17 protein-coding genes are annotated in these 19,238 nt (G+C 38.8%); 13 read left to right on the top strand and 4 right to left on the bottom strand.

Features of this window, described 5'->3' with window-relative positions; genetic code table 11:
- Window positions 1-78 precede the first annotated feature (78 nt).
- Window positions 79-1,773: a tetratricopeptide repeat protein gene (locus ABID23_RS01975; protein WP_354188799.1), complete on the bottom strand. Its 1,695-nt coding sequence runs from the start codon at window positions 1,771-1,773 to the stop codon at window positions 79-81.
- Window positions 1,774-1,867: 94 nt separating this feature from the next.
- On the bottom strand, window positions 1,868-2,944 hold the full coding sequence (locus ABID23_RS01980) for a polyprenyl synthetase family protein (protein WP_354188801.1): 1,077 nt from the start codon (window positions 2,942-2,944) through the stop codon (window positions 1,868-1,870).
- Window positions 2,945-3,138: 194 nt separating this feature from the next.
- Between ABID23_RS01980 and ABID23_RS01985 the strand changes: the two genes are divergently transcribed.
- The 7 genes from ABID23_RS01985 to ABID23_RS02015 all read left to right on the top strand — a co-directional run bounded on the left by ABID23_RS01985 (window position 3,139) and on the right by ABID23_RS02015 (window position 10,118).
- Window positions 3,139-3,930: a tRNA1(Val) (adenine(37)-N6)-methyltransferase gene (locus ABID23_RS01985; protein WP_354188803.1), complete on the top strand. Its 792-nt coding sequence runs from the start codon at window positions 3,139-3,141 to the stop codon at window positions 3,928-3,930.
- 195 nt (window positions 3,931-4,125) lie between these two features.
- Complete coding sequence (locus ABID23_RS01990; RefSeq protein ID WP_354188805.1) at window positions 4,126-4,974, top strand: S49 family peptidase; 849 nt, start codon at window positions 4,126-4,128, stop codon at window positions 4,972-4,974.
- Window positions 4,975-5,221: 247 nt separating this feature from the next.
- The gene (locus tag ABID23_RS01995; RefSeq protein WP_354188807.1) at window positions 5,222-6,130 is read left to right on the top strand and encodes a 4-(cytidine 5'-diphospho)-2-C-methyl-D-erythritol kinase; all 909 of its coding nucleotides are present in this window, start codon (window positions 5,222-5,224) and stop codon (window positions 6,128-6,130) included.
- Between the two features lie 293 nt (window positions 6,131-6,423).
- On the top strand, window positions 6,424-7,065 hold the full coding sequence (gene rnhB / locus ABID23_RS02000; RefSeq protein ID WP_354188809.1) for a ribonuclease HII: 642 nt from the start codon (window positions 6,424-6,426) through the stop codon (window positions 7,063-7,065).
- Window positions 7,062-8,024 carry an L-threonylcarbamoyladenylate synthase gene (locus ABID23_RS02005; RefSeq protein WP_354188811.1) on the top strand — a complete coding sequence of 321 codons (963 nt, stop codon included), beginning with the start codon at window positions 7,062-7,064 and terminating at the stop codon, window positions 8,022-8,024. The genes rnhB and ABID23_RS02005 overlap by 4 nt, the downstream gene beginning before the upstream one ends.
- Before the next feature lie 2 nt (window positions 8,025-8,026).
- Window positions 8,027-9,436, top strand: a complete 1,410-nt coding sequence (locus ABID23_RS02010; RefSeq protein WP_354188813.1) for an FAD-binding oxidoreductase — start codon at window positions 8,027-8,029, stop codon at window positions 9,434-9,436.
- Between the two features lie 148 nt (window positions 9,437-9,584).
- Window positions 9,585-10,118, top strand: a complete 534-nt coding sequence (locus tag ABID23_RS02015) for a DUF6101 family protein (RefSeq protein WP_354188815.1) — start codon at window positions 9,585-9,587, stop codon at window positions 10,116-10,118.
- Window positions 10,119-10,950: 832 nt separating this feature from the next.
- Here ABID23_RS02015 and purD read toward each other — a convergent pair.
- The gene (gene purD / locus ABID23_RS02020; protein WP_354188817.1) at window positions 10,951-12,225 is read right to left on the bottom strand and encodes a phosphoribosylamine--glycine ligase; all 1,275 of its coding nucleotides are present in this window, start codon (window positions 12,223-12,225) and stop codon (window positions 10,951-10,953) included.
- Between the two features lie 88 nt (window positions 12,226-12,313).
- Here purD and ubiA point away from each other — a divergent pair, with 88 nt between their 5' ends.
- The gene (ubiA, locus tag ABID23_RS02025; RefSeq protein WP_354188819.1) at window positions 12,314-13,321 is read left to right on the top strand and encodes a 4-hydroxybenzoate octaprenyltransferase; all 1,008 of its coding nucleotides are present in this window, start codon (window positions 12,314-12,316) and stop codon (window positions 13,319-13,321) included.
- 396 nt (window positions 13,322-13,717) lie between these two features.
- On the opposite strand, the gene pdxH is transcribed toward ubiA, so the two are convergent.
- Entirely contained in the window at window positions 13,718-14,341 is a 624-nt protein-coding gene (gene pdxH / locus ABID23_RS02030; protein ID WP_354188821.1) for a pyridoxamine 5'-phosphate oxidase, read from the bottom strand.
- A gap of 320 nt (window positions 14,342-14,661) precedes the next feature.
- On the opposite strand from pdxH, the gene ABID23_RS02035 reads away from it, so the two are divergent.
- The 5 genes from ABID23_RS02035 to ABID23_RS02055 all read left to right on the top strand — a co-directional run bounded on the left by ABID23_RS02035 (window position 14,662) and on the right by ABID23_RS02055 (window position 19,122).
- Entirely contained in the window at window positions 14,662-15,564 is a 903-nt protein-coding gene (locus ABID23_RS02035; RefSeq protein WP_354188823.1) for a DnaJ C-terminal domain-containing protein, read from the top strand.
- 123 nt (window positions 15,565-15,687) lie between these two features.
- On the top strand, window positions 15,688-16,506 hold the full coding sequence (fabI, locus tag ABID23_RS02040) for an enoyl-ACP reductase FabI (protein WP_354188825.1): 819 nt from the start codon (window positions 15,688-15,690) through the stop codon (window positions 16,504-16,506).
- Between the two features lie 143 nt (window positions 16,507-16,649).
- Window positions 16,650-17,738, top strand: coding sequence for a chorismate synthase (gene aroC, locus ABID23_RS02045; protein WP_354188827.1), 1,089 nt, complete (start codon window positions 16,650-16,652; stop codon window positions 17,736-17,738).
- 15 nt (window positions 17,739-17,753) lie between these two features.
- A complete protein-coding gene (gene ribB / locus ABID23_RS02050) occupies window positions 17,754-18,860 on the top strand; it encodes a 3,4-dihydroxy-2-butanone-4-phosphate synthase (protein ID WP_354188829.1) in 1,107 nt (368 codons plus the stop codon).
- A gap of 7 nt (window positions 18,861-18,867) precedes the next feature.
- Window positions 18,868-19,122 (top strand): exodeoxyribonuclease VII small subunit, encoded by a 255-nt coding sequence (locus ABID23_RS02055; protein ID WP_354188831.1) that lies wholly within the window; start codon window positions 18,868-18,870, stop codon window positions 19,120-19,122.
- The last annotated feature ends 116 nt before the right edge of the window (window positions 19,123-19,238 follow it).

Raw genomic sequence — 19,238 nt, forward strand, 5'->3', positions numbered from 1 at the left:
TAAACTAACAGCAACTAAAGGAGATTTTACCTTTATAGGTGTTTATTGTGTCATATGCTTATGGTCAAGCACCGTTATTTATTGTAAGCCAAATTTCAATTTTTTTTGAATTAATTGGGAATCTTTTGCTTCCCCATCAAGGGCATGATGCCACTGAAATATTGCTTCACGTTTTCTCCCCACTTGCCAATAGGCATCACCTAAATGATCATTTAATGTTGGATCTTCAGGCTGTAATCTAACAGCATCTTCTAATATTTGTACAGCTTTGTTGTATTGTTTGAGTTTGTAATATGTCCATCCTAGAGAGTCCATGATGTAACTATTTTTCGGCTGTAAGGAAGAAGCTTTTTGCAGCATATGGAGTGATTCTTCAAGTTTTTGACCACGATCAACAAGTGAGTAGCCAAGATAGTTAAGGACTTGTGGTTGATTGGGAACAAATTCAAGTGCTTTTCTCAGGTCTATCTCTGCTTTTGGCCATTGATTTAAACGTTCGAAAGCAATACCTCGCTGATAAAAGAGCTTCCAATCATCTTTTTGAAATTTTTTTATCCGTGCGATAGCATGATCGAGAGTTTGGGTTGCTTCAGTAAATTGATGATCTTGCATATAAAGAGCGATCAATATTAACAAAATAGAGCGGTCATTAGGGAAAGTTTTCTTTAATGATGTAAGTAGTTTGATCGCTTCATTGTAATTATTGTTATTTGCAAGAAGGAATGCAAGCTGTATTTGTCCATCTCTATAATAAGGAGATTTAGGTGGTAAGGCTTGGTAAAGTTTAATTGCTTGTTTGGTATCATCCAACTTGGCAGAAATATTAGCTAGTTGAAATAATGTGGCGTCATTTTGAGGGTACAAAGCAAAAGATAATTGTTCGAAAATACGTGCAATTCGTGCTGAGCTTTTGTGGTTAAGAGATGTTCCAAAATTATACAAAAGCTCACCTGCTCCTTGTTGGGGTGTTTTAACCAGTCTTTCTAAAGAAGCACCTTTTTCAATTTTTTCTCGGATGTTTTTAAGGACTTCACGACCTGATAACATCTGTTCACCATGCTTAATTGTCTGAAGAGCTTTCTGGCGCATGTTGTGGTTTAATTGGAATGAGGTATAGGCTATAATGATACGTTCGTAAGTATTGGGGGCGATGAGAATACCTTGTTTATTATTGAGCGCTTCGATGAAGTATTTTTCTGCATCTTTTGTACGTCCTGCAAGGTCACTCATAAGTGCGAGGTGATAACGTGTAAAAAGATCGTACCAGAGTGGTCCTTTTATTTTTTCAAGGTCAATGATTGCTTGTGATTTTTTTCCAGATCCAAATGTTATCCACGCATCGATAAGTGCAGGGACTGGATTATTGGATGCAGGAGGTTCTTTTAATTGCAAAAAAAGCTTAGCATTTTTGTAGTCTTTTTTGATAAGACTTTCTATTGATAGCGTTAAGGAAACAAAGGGTGTTGTAATACCTTGTGCTTTGAGCTCTTTTGCTTGTTGAACAGCTTCTTTAAAATCTCCCACAGAAAGCATTGCCTCAAGGAGGTTTTTTTGCGCTTCAATGTTATTGGGTTGATAAACAAGTGCTTGCTTAAAATAACGAATGGCTAGATCTGTCTTATTTTCATGATTTGCAACTGTTCCAGCAAAATAGGCACCTGTAAATGAGATTGCATTTGTTGCGCTATTTATTTTACTGTAGGTAGCTGATGGCATCAGGATGACACCCGCGGTAAAGAGAGCCAAAAAGCGGGATATTTTTGCACTGCACATAGAGCTAATCCTTTTCAAGGTAATCAATCGACTGTGTAGTTTATAGATCATATTCAATTACTTTTTTGAAAAATATTGTGATTTTTGCAAAAAGTTAGTTTACGCGTGCAATACAAAAATCAACAGTCTCAATGAGGGCATCATGAGTAAGGTTTTTGTTTATTGAAGCAAGAGCATCGATTGCGCGCATGCCATAAAGATGTGCTTGCTCGATTGTATCTGTAAGGCACTTATATTTTTCGATTAAGTATTGCGCATGTTTGAAGGCTTCATCATCATTATTGCCATTTTCAAGAGTTTGTTTCCAAAAGGTTTTTTCTTCTTCATTGCCGCGTTCGTATGCGAGGATAACAGGCATGGTGATTTTACCTTCTCTAAAATCGTCCCCTATATTTTTTCCCAAGTCCTTAGTGGAGCCACCATAGTCAAGTGCGTCATCAATTAACTGAAAAGCGAGTCCTAATAATGCTCCATATTCACGCAATGCAGTACGCTCTTGATCTTTATAGCCAGCAATAATTGGTCCAACCTCTGCAGCAGCGGAAAAAAGTGCCGCCGTTTTTGCATTGATGATTTTAAGATAATCTGAAGAATTTGTTTCTATATTATTTGCGGCAGAAAGTTGCATAACTTCCCCTTCGGCAATAATTGCAGCAGCGTTTGCTAAAACAGAAAGTGCCTCTATAGACCCCACATCAACCATCATTTTAAAAGCTTGGCCTAATAGAAAGTCACCAACAAGCACGCTTGCTTGATTTCCCCAAATCATTCGTGCTGTTGATTTTCCACGCCGTAAATGACTTTCATCAATGACATCATCGTGCAATAAGGTTGCTGTATGCATAAATTCAACAGCTGTTGCGAGCTTTATATGTCCATCACCTTGATAACCAAACATACGAGCGGAAGCTAAAGTGATCATAGGGCGCAACCGTTTCCCACCTGATGAAATAAGATGATGAGAAATTTCGGGAATCATTTCAACTTCTGACTTTGCCATAGAGAGGATAAGTTGATTGACACGCTCCATATCATTTTGAGTAAGGTTTATAAGAGATTGGAGAGAAGTTTGATTATCTCTTGTTTGATTTGGTTTCGTGGCTACACTCAATGTGTTTACTCCTAGAGTATTGCAATGAACAGATATGCATTTTATTTTGTTCAGTAGCATAAAGGGAGTTTTGTTTTGACACAAGCTTTTGGTGTTGCTTTAAAGTGCAAGTTTTGGATGTATTGGTAAAGAGCATTTTAAAAGGCTTAGGTAATATTGTCATTATAAAGCTATGGAAAAAAATTGAAAAGGTTTTGTTTTAAAAAGAGCTGATAGGAAATTTCAGTTGGTAAAGGTAAGCATTAGGCTTTTAAATGGATGAAACAACGAATCAGACTGATGAAACAATTGACAGCTTTCATCGTGGAAAATTCTATCTTGTTCAACCGCGCAAATATGGTCATCGCTCTGGCATGGACGCTATGTTATTAGCCAGTTTAGTTCCCAATCATTTAAGAGGAAAGGTTGTTGATTTAGGGGCAGGGGCTGGGGCAGCAGGGTTGGCGGTTGCTTCGCGTTGTTTGAATGTTCATGTTACATTGGTTGAGCGTTCAGCCTTTATGGTTTCCTACGCGCAAAAAACACTTATGCTAAAACAAAATGCAAAACTTGCTGAGCGAATTTGTTTGTTAAGAGCAGATGTTACTTGCAAAGGGAAAGAGCGTATAAAAGCAGGATTAGCAGATAATTCTTTTGATTTTGTGATTATGAATCCGCCTTTTAATCGTTCTGAAGATCGCAGGACACCTGATCGACAAAAGTCTGAGGCGCATGTCATGCCTGAAGGGATGTTTGAGAGCTGGTTACGGAGTGCGGCAGCAATTGTTAAGCCAAAGGGATATTTAGGGCTTATTGCGCGTCCGCAATCGCTGAATGATATTTTGCGTGCTTTAGAAGGGCGCTTTGGTGGCATCTGTGTGATTCCGGTTCATGCACGTGCGAAAATGGCGGCAATTCGGATTTTATTTTATGCAAAACAGGGAAGTCGAGCAGCTTTATCTGTATTACCGCCATTGGTGATGCATGAGAGTGATGGTCATGCTTTTTCACCGCAGATTGACGCAGTCAATAACGGATGTATAAGTTTATGGGAACTTTTAAAATGATATCTTGTGTTTTTTAGTTTATTGCTTAAATTTGAAGTGAAATTCTATTATCAAATAGGCTCTGGACTTTGTATGAAATTGTCTTTCTAATTATCATGTGGGGCGTGATTGGTGCTTTAGGCTATTATCACGTTCTTCCTTTCTGTTGTCCTTTCTTATTTGATTGATCTTAATTTACAAGGAGATGTTGTGTTGATGGACGTTATCAAGAATCTTATTCCACATCGTTTTTATTCGGGGAAACTCGAAATTCCTGTCGTACGCCTTCATGGAGCAATTATGGATTCATCTTCTCCGATGGCGCGTACAGTTTCATTGGTTAAATGTGCAAATCTTTTAGAGAAGGCTTTTTCATATAAGAAAGCACCGGCTGTTGCACTTATGATCAACTCTCCTGGTGGATCACCTGTACAATCACGTTTTATTTTTAAGCGTATTCGTGATTTGGCAGAGGAAAAAAAGAAACAGGTTCTTGTGTTCGTTGAAGATGTGGCTGCATCGGGTGGCTATATGATTGCTTGCGCGGGAGATGAAATTTTTGCTGATCCTTCTTCGATTGTTGGCTCGATAGGAGTTGTTTCATCATCCTTTGGTTTTCCGGAACTTTTAAAGAAAATTGGTGTTGAGCGGCGTGTTTACACAGCAGGAAAAAATAAGGTTGCATTAGATCCATTTCAGCCTGAAAAGAAAGCAGATATTGAACATTTAAAGTCTCTACAGCTTGAAGTTCACCAAACTTTTATTGATTTAGTTAAAGAGCGGCGCGCAGCGAAGTTATCAGATGATCCAGATATTTTTACAGGTATGTTTTGGAGTGGAAAGAAAGGTGTGGAACTGGGGCTTGTCGATGGATTAAATGATGTACGCTCTGTTATTAAAGAGCGGTTTGGGGATGATACAAAATTACGGTTAATTGCACCTCCAAAAAGTCTTTTAGGACCTAAAACCGCTTCAGGAATTTCTGCTCATGCGGTTTATACAGCAGTGGATGGTGTTTTAATGGCAGCGCAAGAGCGTACACTTTGGCAGCGTTATGGTTTGTGATTGGAAGTGCAGGTTAATCCATACGCAACGGAATTCGTTTGACGCCTAAAAAGGGTTGTTAGAAGGAAAAAGTTTGAAATGGTATGGGTGTTTGTGTTCAGTTTATTGTGTGTCATAGTTTCTTACCTTTATTATTTTTGTAAGAAGCGGTTCCCTCAACACATTTGAGGGGGAAAGAACCTCAATCAACTGCAAGGGAGGGCAACATATTGGTAAAGGATTCTTGTGCAGGCGAATATTACATTAAATGATATCAGATGTCCGATTTTCGTTCAAAAAATGTTCTTATGTCTTTACGCCCATTAAGTTGAATTTAGCTTTGCATGTTGTTGGGCGGCGTGTGGATGGTTATCATTCCATTGAAAGTTTGGTTTATTTTAGTCTCAGCGGTGATTGTCTGAGTTATGCGCCTTGTGAATGTGATCATTTTATTTTAACAGGTCCGTTTGCACAGGGGCTTTTATCTAATTCAGATAATTTGGTGCTTCGTGCACGTGATTTTATGTATAAGACATTTCCTGAAAGTGCTAAACCAGCCTTTTTTCGGCTTGTTAAAACGTTACCTGTTGCTTCAGGGGTTGGGGGTGGCTCAGGAGATGCGGCAGCGGTTTTAAGTATATTATATAAGCAGTGGAGGCTTAATTGCTCTTATGAACAATTAGCAGAAATGAGCTTAGTGCTTGGCGCTGATGTGCCAATGTGTCTTTTGGCATTGGAATATCAACAGCCGCTTTTTGTGAGAGGGATTGGTCAAGATATTATACGACTAAAAGAAGCTTGTTCTCTTGCAATAGTATTAGTGAATCATGGTCAACAGATTGCAACCAAAGCTGTTTTTGACTCTTTAGAGAGACATGATTATCCTTCTTTAAAAATTGATCCGACAGCTTTGAAGACGGTGGATTCATTGGTGGAAGCTTTACAAGAGACGCGTAATGATCTTTTTGCTTCTGCATTGAAAATTGCGCCTCAATTGGCTGAAGTCTTATCTACATTAGACGCGTGTGGCTCTCTTTTTTCTCGGATGTCTGGATCGGGGGCGACGTGCTTTGGTATTTTTAAAGACCAACAAACAGCAGAAAAAGCAGCTCTTTTAATTAAATTGATGCATCCAAGTTGGTTCGTGCAACCGATTATGACCTTAGGAAGGGTTTGATAGATAAGCATAAAGTGAAAAGATTTTATTTGATAACGATTCTTTCATGTGTGATGGAGAAATGAAGCAATAGAAGGAAGTTTTTTATTTTCTAGATAATACAGGCCACATGATGAGATAACTTTTAGTAGAAAAAGCAAATGGAAGTGGAGAGGCTCTATAACTGGTTTCTTTTATTTTGTTTTTGTGTGAGAATTTACCAAGATGTTTGTTGTGTTATTTTACTGTGGTGTCTGCGGGAGAGAGACCGTTAAAAACTAGGTGTGTTCTATTGTATTTGTGATTGATCAAAGATGTTTAATTTACCACTTCAGCCTAATTTTTTATGCGAATTAGATTTGCAAAAACAGGGATTTCTTCATATAGTGGGCGTTGATGAAGTCGGGCGTGGACCATTGGCTGGACCTGTGGTAGCGGCGGCCGTCATTCTGGATAAAGATCATATTCCTGAAGGGTTAAATGATTCAAAAAAACTCTCAATTCAGCGGCGTAAGCAGCTGTATGATGAAATTTTGCGAAGTGCATTAGCCATTTCGGTGGCTAGTCTTTGTGCCCGTACGATTGATCAGTCTGATATTCGAAAAGCAACTCTAGAAGCTATGCGTCGCTGTGTTAGGGGGCTAGCAATTCCAGTTCATTATGTTCTTGTGGATGGACGTGATATTCCCTCTAAGTTACCATGTCCAGCGACTGCTTTGATTAAAGGTGATCAACGTTCGGTTTCCATTGCAGCAGCGTCTATTATTGCCAAAGTAACGCGTGATCGGATGATGGAATGTGCAGGGCAAGTTTATAAAGGTTATAGCTTAGAAAAACATGTTGGGTATGCAACGCTTGCCCATCGTACCGCTCTTGATCATTATGGCCCAGTTGTAGGATTACATCGTTATAGCTTTGCACCTCTTAAAAAACGCGACGGGAATGATGTATTATGACAATTCGGTCTTTCAATAGTGATTCGATCAAGGAAGCAGTTTCGCTTCTTGAACAGGGGAGGATAGTTGCACTTCCCACTGAAACTGTTTATGGATTGGCAGGTGATGCAACCAATGGAAAGGCTGTATCTTCTATTTTTTCCACAAAGAAGCGTCCACAATTTAATCCTCTTATCGCTCATGTAAGCAGTATTGACATGGCTGAACGCTATGTTGAAATTGATTGTCTTTCACGTCGATTAATGGAAGCGTTTTGGCCTGGTCCCTTGACATTTGTTCTCCCTTTGAAAGCCCAGCATAATATCCATCCTTTAACCACTTCTGGTTTGGATACATTGGCGGTTCGTTTTCCAGATAGTCGTTTTGCAGAAGTTGTACAGTATTTTGGTCGACCTCTTGCTGCTCCTAGTGCCAATCAATCAGGGCGTCTTAGTCCTACTTCGGCTGAGGCTGTTTTTGCATCTTTAGGGGAATCTGTCCCTTTGATCCTTGATGGAGGACCTTGTAAAATAGGGCTTGAATCAACAATCATTAAGGTTTGTGATGAGGGGGTTTATCTTTTGCGTCCGGGCGGACTTGCCGCTGAAGAAATCGAAAAAATCACTGGTAAATTACTGAAACGTTTAGATCAACAGGCTGCGATTGAGGCACCTGGGATGTTAAAATCGCATTATGCGCCAAATGCTGTAATTCGTTTGAATGTACAAAAAGTGGAAAGTGGTGAAGCACTTTTGGCATTTGGTCAAAAACGCATCATGGGGTCTGAAAATGCCGTTGCTATTTTAAACCTTAGCGAGAATGGACAATTAGAAGAGGCTGCTTCTCATTTATTCCAATATATGAAGCAGTTGGATTCACTTAATGTTAGATGTATTGCAGTTGAATCTATTCCATCATACGGATTGGGAGAAGCGATTAATGATCGTCTCAGGCGTGCAGCGGCTCCAAGGGAGGAATGAAGATGGAGCAGGGATTAATTGAAGACTTTAGAAAAATTGTTGGTGAGGCACATGCTATAACAGATCAGGCATTGATTGCGCCCTATTTGCTTGAAGAACGTGGACGGTTTCATGGAAAAACGCCATTGCTTTTAAGACCTTCTTCTACCTCAGAAGTATCATCAATTATGCGCTTGGCTACCAAAACGTGTACACCGATTGTACCACAGGGGGGCAATACAGGTCTTGTCGGGGGAGGGCAGCCTGATAAGAGTGGAAATGGTGTTCTTTTATCTATGGAGCGATTAAATAAGATTCGATGTATGAATCTTGAAGGTAATTTTGCTGTGGTGGAGGCTGGTGTTATTTTACAAAATTTACAAAAAAAATCAGATGAATTAGATCGTCTTTTTCCTCTTTCATTGGCGTCAGAAGGTTCTTGTCAGATAGGAGGAAACCTTTCTTCTAATGCGGGGGGGACAGCTGTTTTAGCTTATGGAAATATGCGTGAGTTGTGTCTTGGCTTGGAAGTGGTTTTGCCTGATGGTCGTATTTTAGATGATTTACGTTTTGTCAAAAAGGACAATAGCGGTTATGATTTGAAAAATCTTTTTATTGGTGCAGAAGGCACTCTAGGTGTCATAACAGCGGCAGTTTTAAAGCTTTTTCCAAAACCAAAAGGAAAAGCAGTCGCTTTGGTTGGTTTATGTAATCCAGAAAAGGCGCTTGAGTTTTTATCTCTTGCTCAATGTCATGGAGGGGGGATGTTAACGAGTTTTGAGCTCATGGGGCAGCTCAGCTTGAAAATGGCTTTAGACTATAAGCTGCGTGAAAGGTCCCCTCTTGAGCATCAACATGAATGGTATGTATTGATGAATATTTCATCATTGCAGGGAGAGGATGAGGCCTTATCAGTGCTTCATATTATTCTGGAAGAATCTTTTAAAGAAGCTGTGATAGAAGATGCCGTTGTTGCACAATCCTTAAAGCAGCAAGATTTTTTTTGGCAATTGCGTGAAAGTATATCACCTGCGCAGAAATTAGCGGGAGGGTCTATTAAACATGATATTGCGGTGCCACCTGCTTCTATTCCTGATTTTATAGCTAAGGCAGCACATCTTGTCGAAGATATTGTTCCAGGTGCACGTGTTGTTTGTTTCGGCCACATGGGTGATGGAAATTTGCACTATAATATTACACAGCCCATCGGCGCTGATACTGCTGCATTTTTGCAGTTATGGTCACGAATCAACCATAGTATTCATAGTTTGGTCATGCATTATCAAGGTGCGTTTTCTGCTGAGCATGGCATTGGTCAACTTAAGCGTGAGGAACTTCGTGTTTTCAAATCGCCTGTTGCGTTGGATATGATGCAGGGGATTAAGAAACTGCTTGATCCTTTAGGGATCATGAATCCTGGAAAAATATTATAATTTGAGAAAAACGCGTTGTGTCGTGCGTTTTGTTTAGATTTTAATAACCAAAAAAGAAACCAGTTGTTTTTTTATTCAATCTTTTAATAATCCAATGAGGAAAAGTTGCTAAAAGGTGTGATTATTAAGATAAATTGGGACACTATATATGGCTAATCAATGCTTTAATCAGGCAAAAGCGGTGCTTGAATTTCGGTTGGATCCGTGCCATTTGCCACAAACGACAACTTATTTTTCATCAAAAACGGGCAATAAAATAATTTGTTCGTTGAGTGAGCGTGGTGTTTTTTTAAAAACGGATACTTCTTCGAGTTTATCGCATTTAATCCCTTCTGATTATTTTAAAGGAATTGCGGCGCGTACTGTAAAAACACATTCGGGCGAAAAGGCTGTTATCTTAGAGTTGTTTCACACAGATAGAGAAGTGTGCATTCCGCTTTTAGTCTCTAGGGATTTAAATAATGTTCTTTTGGATTGGAGGTTATGGGCAGATACGTATGACCTGCCTATGTTGATGATCAATGAGGATAATCGCGTTGTTGTTGTTAAGGATCGTTCTGATTTACGTCAATTTTTTTCGACGACACTCAATTCTAAAAAAAAGCGTTGTTTACTTCGTTCTAACAAATCCCTCGGGTTACGTTTGATGATCGCAAATCGCGTTTTGTTACACTCGTATTGATACACATCCTGTTCTTTTCTGTTGTAATAGTGCAGCTATCTATTTGAGATATTTTTTGTATTCTATCGCGTGTAAATGGGAGCTTTGCTAAATTTCAGTATGGCTGCAGCCCTTATATTTAGAGAGTGTGTAAGAGATAGTTTTTTAGTTCTTTTAAACTATTGTATCGACATGTTGGGTCCATTTGTAATGCGCAAGCGGGTAGTTTTTATTGCTTCACTATGAAAACAGGATTGAAATGGGAAAATCTTTTCATATTGGGCACTTTTGTTCAGCATGAAAAAATAAATTATTTTTATAAACTAAGGTATGATTTTTTAATCATATGGCGTTGTTGTAAGAATTCATGACATGAGATATTTTTTGCACTGTGGTTGTCACGCTATAAATAGCAATGCTTCCTTCCAAGGTTATTAAGTCTTTAGTTTTAGTGATAATAGAAATATCTTATTCATAAATATAGATTTTTATTTTGCTGCAGCGTGAAAACATTCGTAGGTTATATTAGAAAAGGCTTCATGGTTTTATTATGCAATGGCAATGACAGTAGGTTATTTTTGTTTTCACTTTTGAAGAAGCAAAAGGTTATTTGTAAAAAATAGTGAACAAATGAATTTTAAGTAGACAATAAAGTAACCGCACAGTTGAACTATAATTTTTACCATGAGAAAAGTTTTTAGTTGTTTTTTGATGGGCACGAATAGTCTGTTAGAAGTCTCTGAATTTTCAAAGATAAATATTCTTTATAAAGCCATGAGTCGTAAGAGTTCGTGAATTTATATATGATGTTGTCACTTAAATGATCAAATTATGAAGAGAGGAGCAAAAGAATTTAGCTTTCTCGCATAATGGCACGCCATCCAATATCGTGGCGAACGAAACCTTCTGGCCAATTAATACAGTTGACAGCTTCATAAGCACGTTTTTGTGCTTGTGTAACGTTTTCTCCAGTTGCTGTTATATTTAAAACGCGTCCACCATTGGCGATGAGTTCTCCATTGCGGAGTGCTGTACCAGCTTGAAAAACTTTTACATCAGATAAAGCATTTGCCTGATCAAGGTTACGAATCACAGTCCCTTTTTGAGGGGAGGCTGGATAACCCTTGGCAGCCATAACAACAGTCAAAGCAGTTTTTTCAGACCACTGCAAAGATTTTTGTTCAAGATTTCCTTGGGCAGCAGCTAGAAGAAGTGGGAGGATATCATCTTTAAGACGCATCATTAAGACCTGACACTCAGGATCACCAAATCGCACATTAAATTCAATGAGTTCAGGCCCCTTTTGTGTAATCATCAATCCGACGAAAAGAATACCTTTAAAAGGAGTTCCCATTGCATTCATACTCCGTAAAGTTGGTTCAACAATTTCTTTAAGAGTACGATCAACCATTTCTTTGGACATAATAGGAGCTGGTGAATAGGCACCCATACCACCGGTATTTGCTCCCGTATCACCATCACCCACACGTTTATGATCTTGTGCTGACCCAAAGGGCAGAGCAATTTTACCATCACAAAGACAGAAGAAACTGGCTTCTTCACCCTCCAGAAAAGATTCTATCACAATTTTTTTCTCTATATTATCAAGAGTATTTTTGAAGTAAGAATCAACTGCACTCAATGCTTCTTCTATTGTTGTTGCAACAACAACACCTTTACCGGCTGCTAAACCATCTTCTTTAATGACAATGGGGACCCCCTGTTGACGAATGTAGGCTTTAGCGTTTACAGCATCATTAAAGCATTGGTAGATTCCTGTAGGAATGTTATTCTTATAGCATAGATCTTTTGTGAAAGCCTTTGAACCTTCTAGCTTGGCAGCTTCTTGAGAGGGGCCAAATACACAGATATCAGCTTTATTAAGGGAGTCTGTTATGCCTGCAACAAGTGGGGCTTCCGGTCCAACAACCACGAGATCAATAGAATGTGTTTTACAAAATTCAATAATGAGAGAATGATCGTCAATATTCAAATTAATATTTTCACCCAATTCCATTGTTGCAGGATTTCCAGGAGCACAATATAATTTTGTTAGCAGTGGCGATGCTGCTATTTTCCATGCTAAAGCATGTTCACGTCCGCCTGAGCCAATAAGAAGGATGTTCATTGTTTGCTCCTATCATAGAAGATAATGAAATGCGTTTTCTTGTCATAAGAATGAAATGTCTCTATCGCAAGATCAAAGGTAAGATTATATGGTAAAAAAAAGTAAAAATATTGCACATATTCAATCTTGTGAGCATCAGGGACGAGTTGTGGATGCATCTTCAAAACAATGGGTTTATCGGTTTCTTCCTTCTTCTTTGTGGTTTTATGCTCAATTAGCACGTTGGGATCGACCTATTGGGTGGCAATTGTTGATGTGGCCTTGTTTCTGGTCAACAACAATGGCTTTTCTTTCTTACGAAATGCATTTGCTTCCTCTGTTATCGAGGTTATTTCATTGGTTTTGGTATCTTTTTCTTTTTTTTCTAGGTTCTATAGCTATGCGCGGGGCAGGCTGTACTTGGAACGATCTTATTGATCATAAAATTGATTCTCAGGTGGAGAGGACACGTTCTCGTCCGTTACCAACGGGACATGTGAGTCGACTTCAGGCAAAAATTTTTATTCTCGTTCAATGTTTGGTTGGTTTAGCTGTTTTATCACAATTTAATAAGTTTAGTTTTTTTCTGGGGATATCATCATTGGTAGCCGTTGCACTTTATCCTTTTATGAAACGTGTAACGTACTGGCCACAGCTTTTTTTGGGTATTGCCTTTAATTGGGGGGCATTAATGGGGTGGGCAGTGGTGTATGGAAATCTCAGTCTTGCTCCGGTTTTACTGTATCTAGGGTCAATCTTATGGACGATAGGATATGATACAATTTACGCGCATCAAGATAAGGAAGATGATGTGACCGTTGGGGTAGGTTCCACAGCACTTCTCTTTGGTAAGGGTACAAAATGTGCTTTAGTTTTTTTATATAGTGGCTTTGTAATACTTGTTAGTTTGGCATTTTATTTGGCAAAGATCCCAATTATTAGTTTTGTGGGAATTGTTGTGGCAAGTATTCACATGTTCATTCAAATTAAAATCATTGATATAGATGACAGCTCACAATGCCTACAGCTTTTTAAATCGAACTCCTTTATTGGTTTTATCGTTTTTGCTGGTTTAGTGTGCGGTGGTTTATGGATGATATTCTTCCCTACAATTTAAGATTCATAAAAATGTGTCAAAAAATGCGATTGTGTGTTTTTTGCTGTTCTTAAGGGGTTGTTCTTTTTATAATTTTCATTGTGTTAATCTGCTAGTTTATCTAGGATGTAATCAAAATATATTTACGTGAAAATATCGGAAAAACTATTTTCTTTGATATGAACTACGCTTCCCCGTCCTTTGTTTAATATTTCGGTTATTCTAAAGGCTTATTGAATATAGGGGGGCGTTTCAATTGAGTCCTTATAATGATAATTTTTGCAAAATATTTAATTGGTAAAAGATTATTATAAAAAACTCATAAGGTTTCATCATCTCGTTTAAACTGAATTAAGCGATCCATTCCTTAATTTTGTAAAAGGGTTTTAAATCGTTGGGTAAAGTTTTTATGAAGAATTAAGGGTAGAGTTTTTGCCTTTGCCAATGATCATGTTCAACAGAATCACGTGTAAAGAGAAGGCGGTCATGTAGGCGAAATGGGCGATCATGCCAGAATTCAATAGAAAGAGGTTTAACACGAAATCCAGACCAATAGGGTGGACGTGGGATATTCCCTATCGCATAACGTGTCGTATATTGAGCAATTGCTTTTTCGAGCACAAAACGGTTTTCTAACGGTCGCGATTGTTTGGATGCCCACGCTCCAATTCGACTTCCACGTGGTCGTGATTGGAAATACGCATCTGCTTCTTGCGTACTCACTTTTTCCACAAACCCACGAATTCTGATCTGCCGTTGTAGTGATTTCCAGTGAAAACCTAAAGACGCTTTCATTGACTTTAAAATTTCTTGTCCTTTTTGGCTTTCATAGTTCGTATAGAAGATGAAACCTTGAGCATCGTAATCTTTGAGAAGGACCATACGGACATTAGGCATCCCTGTTTCATCAACTGTTGCTAATGCCATAGCATTGGGATCATTTATTTCGCTCACTGTTGCCTCTTTGAGCCACTTTGTAAAAAGTGAAAAAGGTTCTTGTGTTTGCATAAAACCATCGTCTGTTTGTACTTTATTATTCATAGTACGTTACCTTTGAGTATCTGTGAGCATAGTTAGAGGAGCTCTTTAATTTACTTTTTCATCAAAAGCTAAAGTGTTGTTTTCTTATTTCAAAAATCCGATACTGTTATGTATGATATTTAAATCATTTTTGTTTTTAGCATAAAATGCAATGAGCTATATGAAATAAAATATGGATTTTATCTGGTATTTTAGTTTTTTAATAGACATATAATAGAAAGAGAAAATCATATTTTCGAATAAATCAATGAAGTTGTGAGGGATAGTGGACAGTCTATCTGTTGATATTTTAAAGATGAAAAAATTGAAAAGAGGACAATATGCGTGATCCGTACGCGGTTTTGGGTGTGGCACGTACCGCAAAGCCGCAAGAGATTAAATCGGCATTCAGAAGATTAGCAAAGAAGTATCATCCGGATCACAATATGGGTGATGCAAAGGCTAAAGAAAAGTTTTCTGAAATTAATCAAGCTTATGAGATTATAGGTGATAAAGACAAAAAAGCACAATTTGATCGTGGTGAAATTGATATGGAAGGAAAACCACTTTATCAAGCCTATGGTGCTGGTGATAATTTTGGCAATCAGCACAATCCTTTTTCACGAGGAGCGAAGGGATTTGATTTCGGTTCTTCCGGCGGTGCAAATTTTGATGCCAGTGATATTTTTCGTGATCTGTTTGGAGGTCGAGAGGGTTTTTCAAACTCTACACGGTATAGTCGTCCTCAACAGGGGGAAAATATTCGTGCCAATCTTGCAATCACATTAGAGCAGATGGTTGGAGCAGAAAAAGTAGAAGCTGTTTTTCCAAATGGGAAAAGGTTACACATTAAGCTTCCAGATTATATTGAGGATGGCCAAACTATTCGTTTAAAAGGCCAGGGAGAAAAGGTATCTTATGGGCAAGCTGGAGATGCTTTAGTGACTATTCAGATTCAAAAGCATCCTCGCTTACGTGTTGAGGGAAGGGCGCTTCATTTTGATTTACCTGTTTCTTTGAAACATGCCGTTTTGGGAGCAAAAGAAGAGGTTGAAACTTTAGAGGGGCGTGTGGCTCTCACTATTCCTGCTTGGTCGAGTTCGGATCGTGTTTTACGATTAAAAGGAAAAGGGCTTCGTTTAAAAAATGGCACAAGAGATGATCTTTATGTACATGTTCGTATTATGTTGCCGGAAGGTGGAGATGCAGCGCTGGAACAATTTTTGCAAACACAAAAAAGTTAGTTTTTACGTGGTATAAAAGCGTCATTTTTGTTTGATTTGAAACCAATTACTTGAAGAAAAAGTTCACCTATGCCATAGGCAGATAAATAAGTATTTATTGTAAACAACAATGGGGCAGTGCTGATGGCTAAGGGTAATGGTTTATTGTATGGCAAGCGTGGGCTAATTTTGGGATTGGCTAATAATCGCTCTATCGCTTGGGGGATAGCAAAAGCGGCAAGTAGTGCTGGAGCAGAGCTTGCTTTTACCTATCAGGGTGAGGCAATGAAAAAGCGTGTTGAACCCTTGGCAGAGGAAGTACAAGGATTTGTTTGCGGTCATTGTGATGTTGCTGATAGTGCATCAATTGATGCAGTCTTTAAAATAATAGAGCAGAAATGGGGTAAGCTCCATTTTTTAGTTCATGCTATTGGTTTTTCTGATAAAGATGAATTAAGTGGTCGCTATATTGATATTAGCGAATCGAATTTTATGATGACCATGAATATTTCCGTTTACTCTTTAACAGCTTTGGCAAAACGTGCCGAGAAACTGATGTCAGATGGTGGTTCAATTTTAACACTGAGCTATTATGGTGCGGAAAAGGTTGTTCCCAATTATAATGTAATGGGGGTTGCTAAGGCAGCACTTGAAGCAAGTGTGAAGTATCTCGCAGTGGATTTGGGGCCAAAGCATATTCGTGTTAATGCTATATCTGCTGGACCAATCAAAACCTTAGCTGCTTCTGGTATTGGTGATTTTCGTTATATTTTAAAATGGAATGAATATAATGCTCCCTTACGCCGTACTGTAACAATTGAAGACGTGGGTGATTCTGCTCTTTATTTTCTTTCAGACTTGTCTCGTTCTGTTACAGGTGAAGTGCATCATGTGGATTCAGGTTACAACATTATCGGTATGAAGGCTGTTGATGCGCCGGATATTTCTGTCGTTAAAGAATAAGGTTTATTGATAAAGCTTTATTTAATATTGGTGATTTGACCAAAGTTAAAACAGTGAATAGCACTTTGGAAAGGAAGCTATTTGTGTCCAACCCAACATAAGTTGTGGTTGCTTATATTTGACTGAGAAATGGGTCACTTTTTATGTCGCATAATACATTTGGTCATTTATTTCGTGTAACAACATGGGGTGAAAGTCATGGTGCTGCTTTGGGCTGTGTCATAGATGGTTGTCCTCCAGGCATTGTTTTTACTCTTTCAGATATTCAATGTTATCTTGATAAACGCAGACCAGGACAATCTCGCTATACAACGCAGCGGCAAGAGTTGGATCGGATAGAGGTCCTTTCCGGAACTGTCTTGCATGATGATGGGGCAGCATTGGTAACAACGGGAACCCCCATTTCTCTCTTGATTCGAAATACAGATCAGCGTTCTAAAGATTATGGTTCCATTGCTCATCAATATCGCCCGGGACATGCTGATTATACTTATGATGTTAAATATGGTATTCGTGATTTTCGCGGTGGTGGTCGTGCATCTGCACGTGAGACGGTGGCTCGTGTTGCCGCAGGCGCTGTTGCTCGTAAAATTGTGCCTCGTTTGGTTGTACGGGGGGCTGTGATCGCTATTGGTCCTCATAGAATTAATCGTGATCGTTGGGATTGGTCGGAGGTTGATAAAAATCCTTTTTTTACGCCTGATGCGGAGATGGTGCAGGTTTTTAGTGATTATATAGATAAAGTGCGCAAAGATGGTTCATCGGTTGGTGCTGTTGTTGAGATTATTGCAGAAAATATTCCGACAGGTTTAGGCGCTCCTCTTTACGGGAAGCTTGATCAGGATATTGCATCATTGCTCATGTCTATTAATGCGGTAAAGGGGGTTGAAATAGGTGATGGTTTTGCAGCAGCTTGCTTAAGGGGAGAAGAAAATGCTGATGAAATGCGGATGGGAAATGATGGAAAACCCATCTTTTTATCTAATCATGCAGGTGGTATTTTAGGTGGAATATCGAGTGGGCAGCCAATTATTGCTCGCTTTGCTGTGAAACCCACTTCATCAATTTTAACCTCTCGTCGTTCGATTGATATTCATGGCAATGACGTTGATGTTGTAACGAAGGGACGTCATGACCCTTGCGTTGGGATTCGTGCTGTTCCTGTTGGTGAGGCGATGGTCGCTTGTGCTATTGCGGATCACTATCTCAGGCACCGTGGTCAAGTTGGGTGATTCAAGAGGAAAATAATGGCCTATAATGAAAATAAAATTGTTTCTGCAATTCGTGCTTTTGAGCGTGGTGAAATTGTTGTGGTGACTGATGATGATGATCGTGAAAATGAAGGTGATTTAATCGTTGCTGCTGCTCATTGCACAGAAGAAAAGATGGCATTTATCATTCGTCATACAACTGGGATTGTTTGTGCTCCTATGCCAAAAGAAGAAGCACAACGATTTAATCTTACACCTATGGTGTCAGAGAATTATTCGACACATCGTACCCAATTTACTGTTACTGTTGATTTTAAACATGGGATAACAACAGGGATTTCAGCACATGATCGTACATTAGCTGTGCGTAATCTTGCTAATGCCAATGCTGGTCCGGATGATTTTGTTCGTCCAGGACATATTTTTCCTTTGATTGCGCATGAAGGGGGCGTTCTTATGCGTTCGGGGCATACGGAAGCAGCTGTTGATTTATGTAAATTAGTTGGTTTGCCACCCGTTGGTGTTATTGGTGAGTTGGTTAATGATGATGGAAGCGTTAAACATGGAGAGGAGATTACAAAGTTTGCACAGGACCATCGACTGCATATGATAACCGTTGCAGATTTGATTGCTTATCGCCAACGTAAAGAAACCTTGATCAAGCATATTGGAAAAATGCCTATTGAAACATCAATTGGGCCAGCTGTTGTTCACAGTTATCAAATTCCTTGGGAGCCAATACAACATATTGCAATTATTTTTGGTGATATCTGTGGGGGGGAGAATATTCCTGTATGGATGCATCATGAAAATATTTTGAATGATGTTTTTGATCAATCTTTAAATATTACAGCGATTATGCAGCAGATGATAAAAAAAGAGAAATGTGGTGTGTTTGTTTATTTGCGTGAAAAGTCTGTTCGTGTAAACTCAATGATTGATGCTCAGAAGATGGTGAAAGAAGGTTTAGAAAATCATGTACAAGCAATGAAACGTGAAGAAGAATGGCACCAAATTGGTTTAGGAGCACAAATTTTGAAGCATCTAGGAATCCGTTCCATTATTGTTGATGCTTTTAAAGAACGTCATTATATAGGTCTAGAGGGTTTTGGAATTCGTATATCCAAAACGAGTGCTTTATGAGGATTATATGAAACAAGAGGTCAATAAGGGAGATATTACAGCGTTAAGTTTTGAAGAAGCGCTTAAGCAACTTGAAGCGATTGTTGAGAATCTAGAGCGTGGGGATGTTCCTTTAGAACAGTCAATAGATATTTATGAGCGTGGTGAAGCTCTTAAAAAGCATTGTGAGATACTTTTAAAAGCAGCTGAAGCGAAAGTTGAGAAAATTCAACTTTCTGATAAAGGGGCTCCAGAGGGTGTAGAGCTTCTTGATTCTGAATAAGAGTGAATCATTTTAGAGTATTTATTGCAAGATCGGAGATGCAGTCATTTGGCTTTTAAAAAGCGTATTTTGTCGGTTTTTTGACTCAATAAGTCAATTAATGAAAAAGATCATAA

The sequence above is a fragment of the Bartonella silvatica genome (assembly GCF_040545155.1).
GTDB classification, from domain to species: Bacteria; Pseudomonadota; Alphaproteobacteria; order Rhizobiales; family Rhizobiaceae; genus Bartonella; species Bartonella silvatica.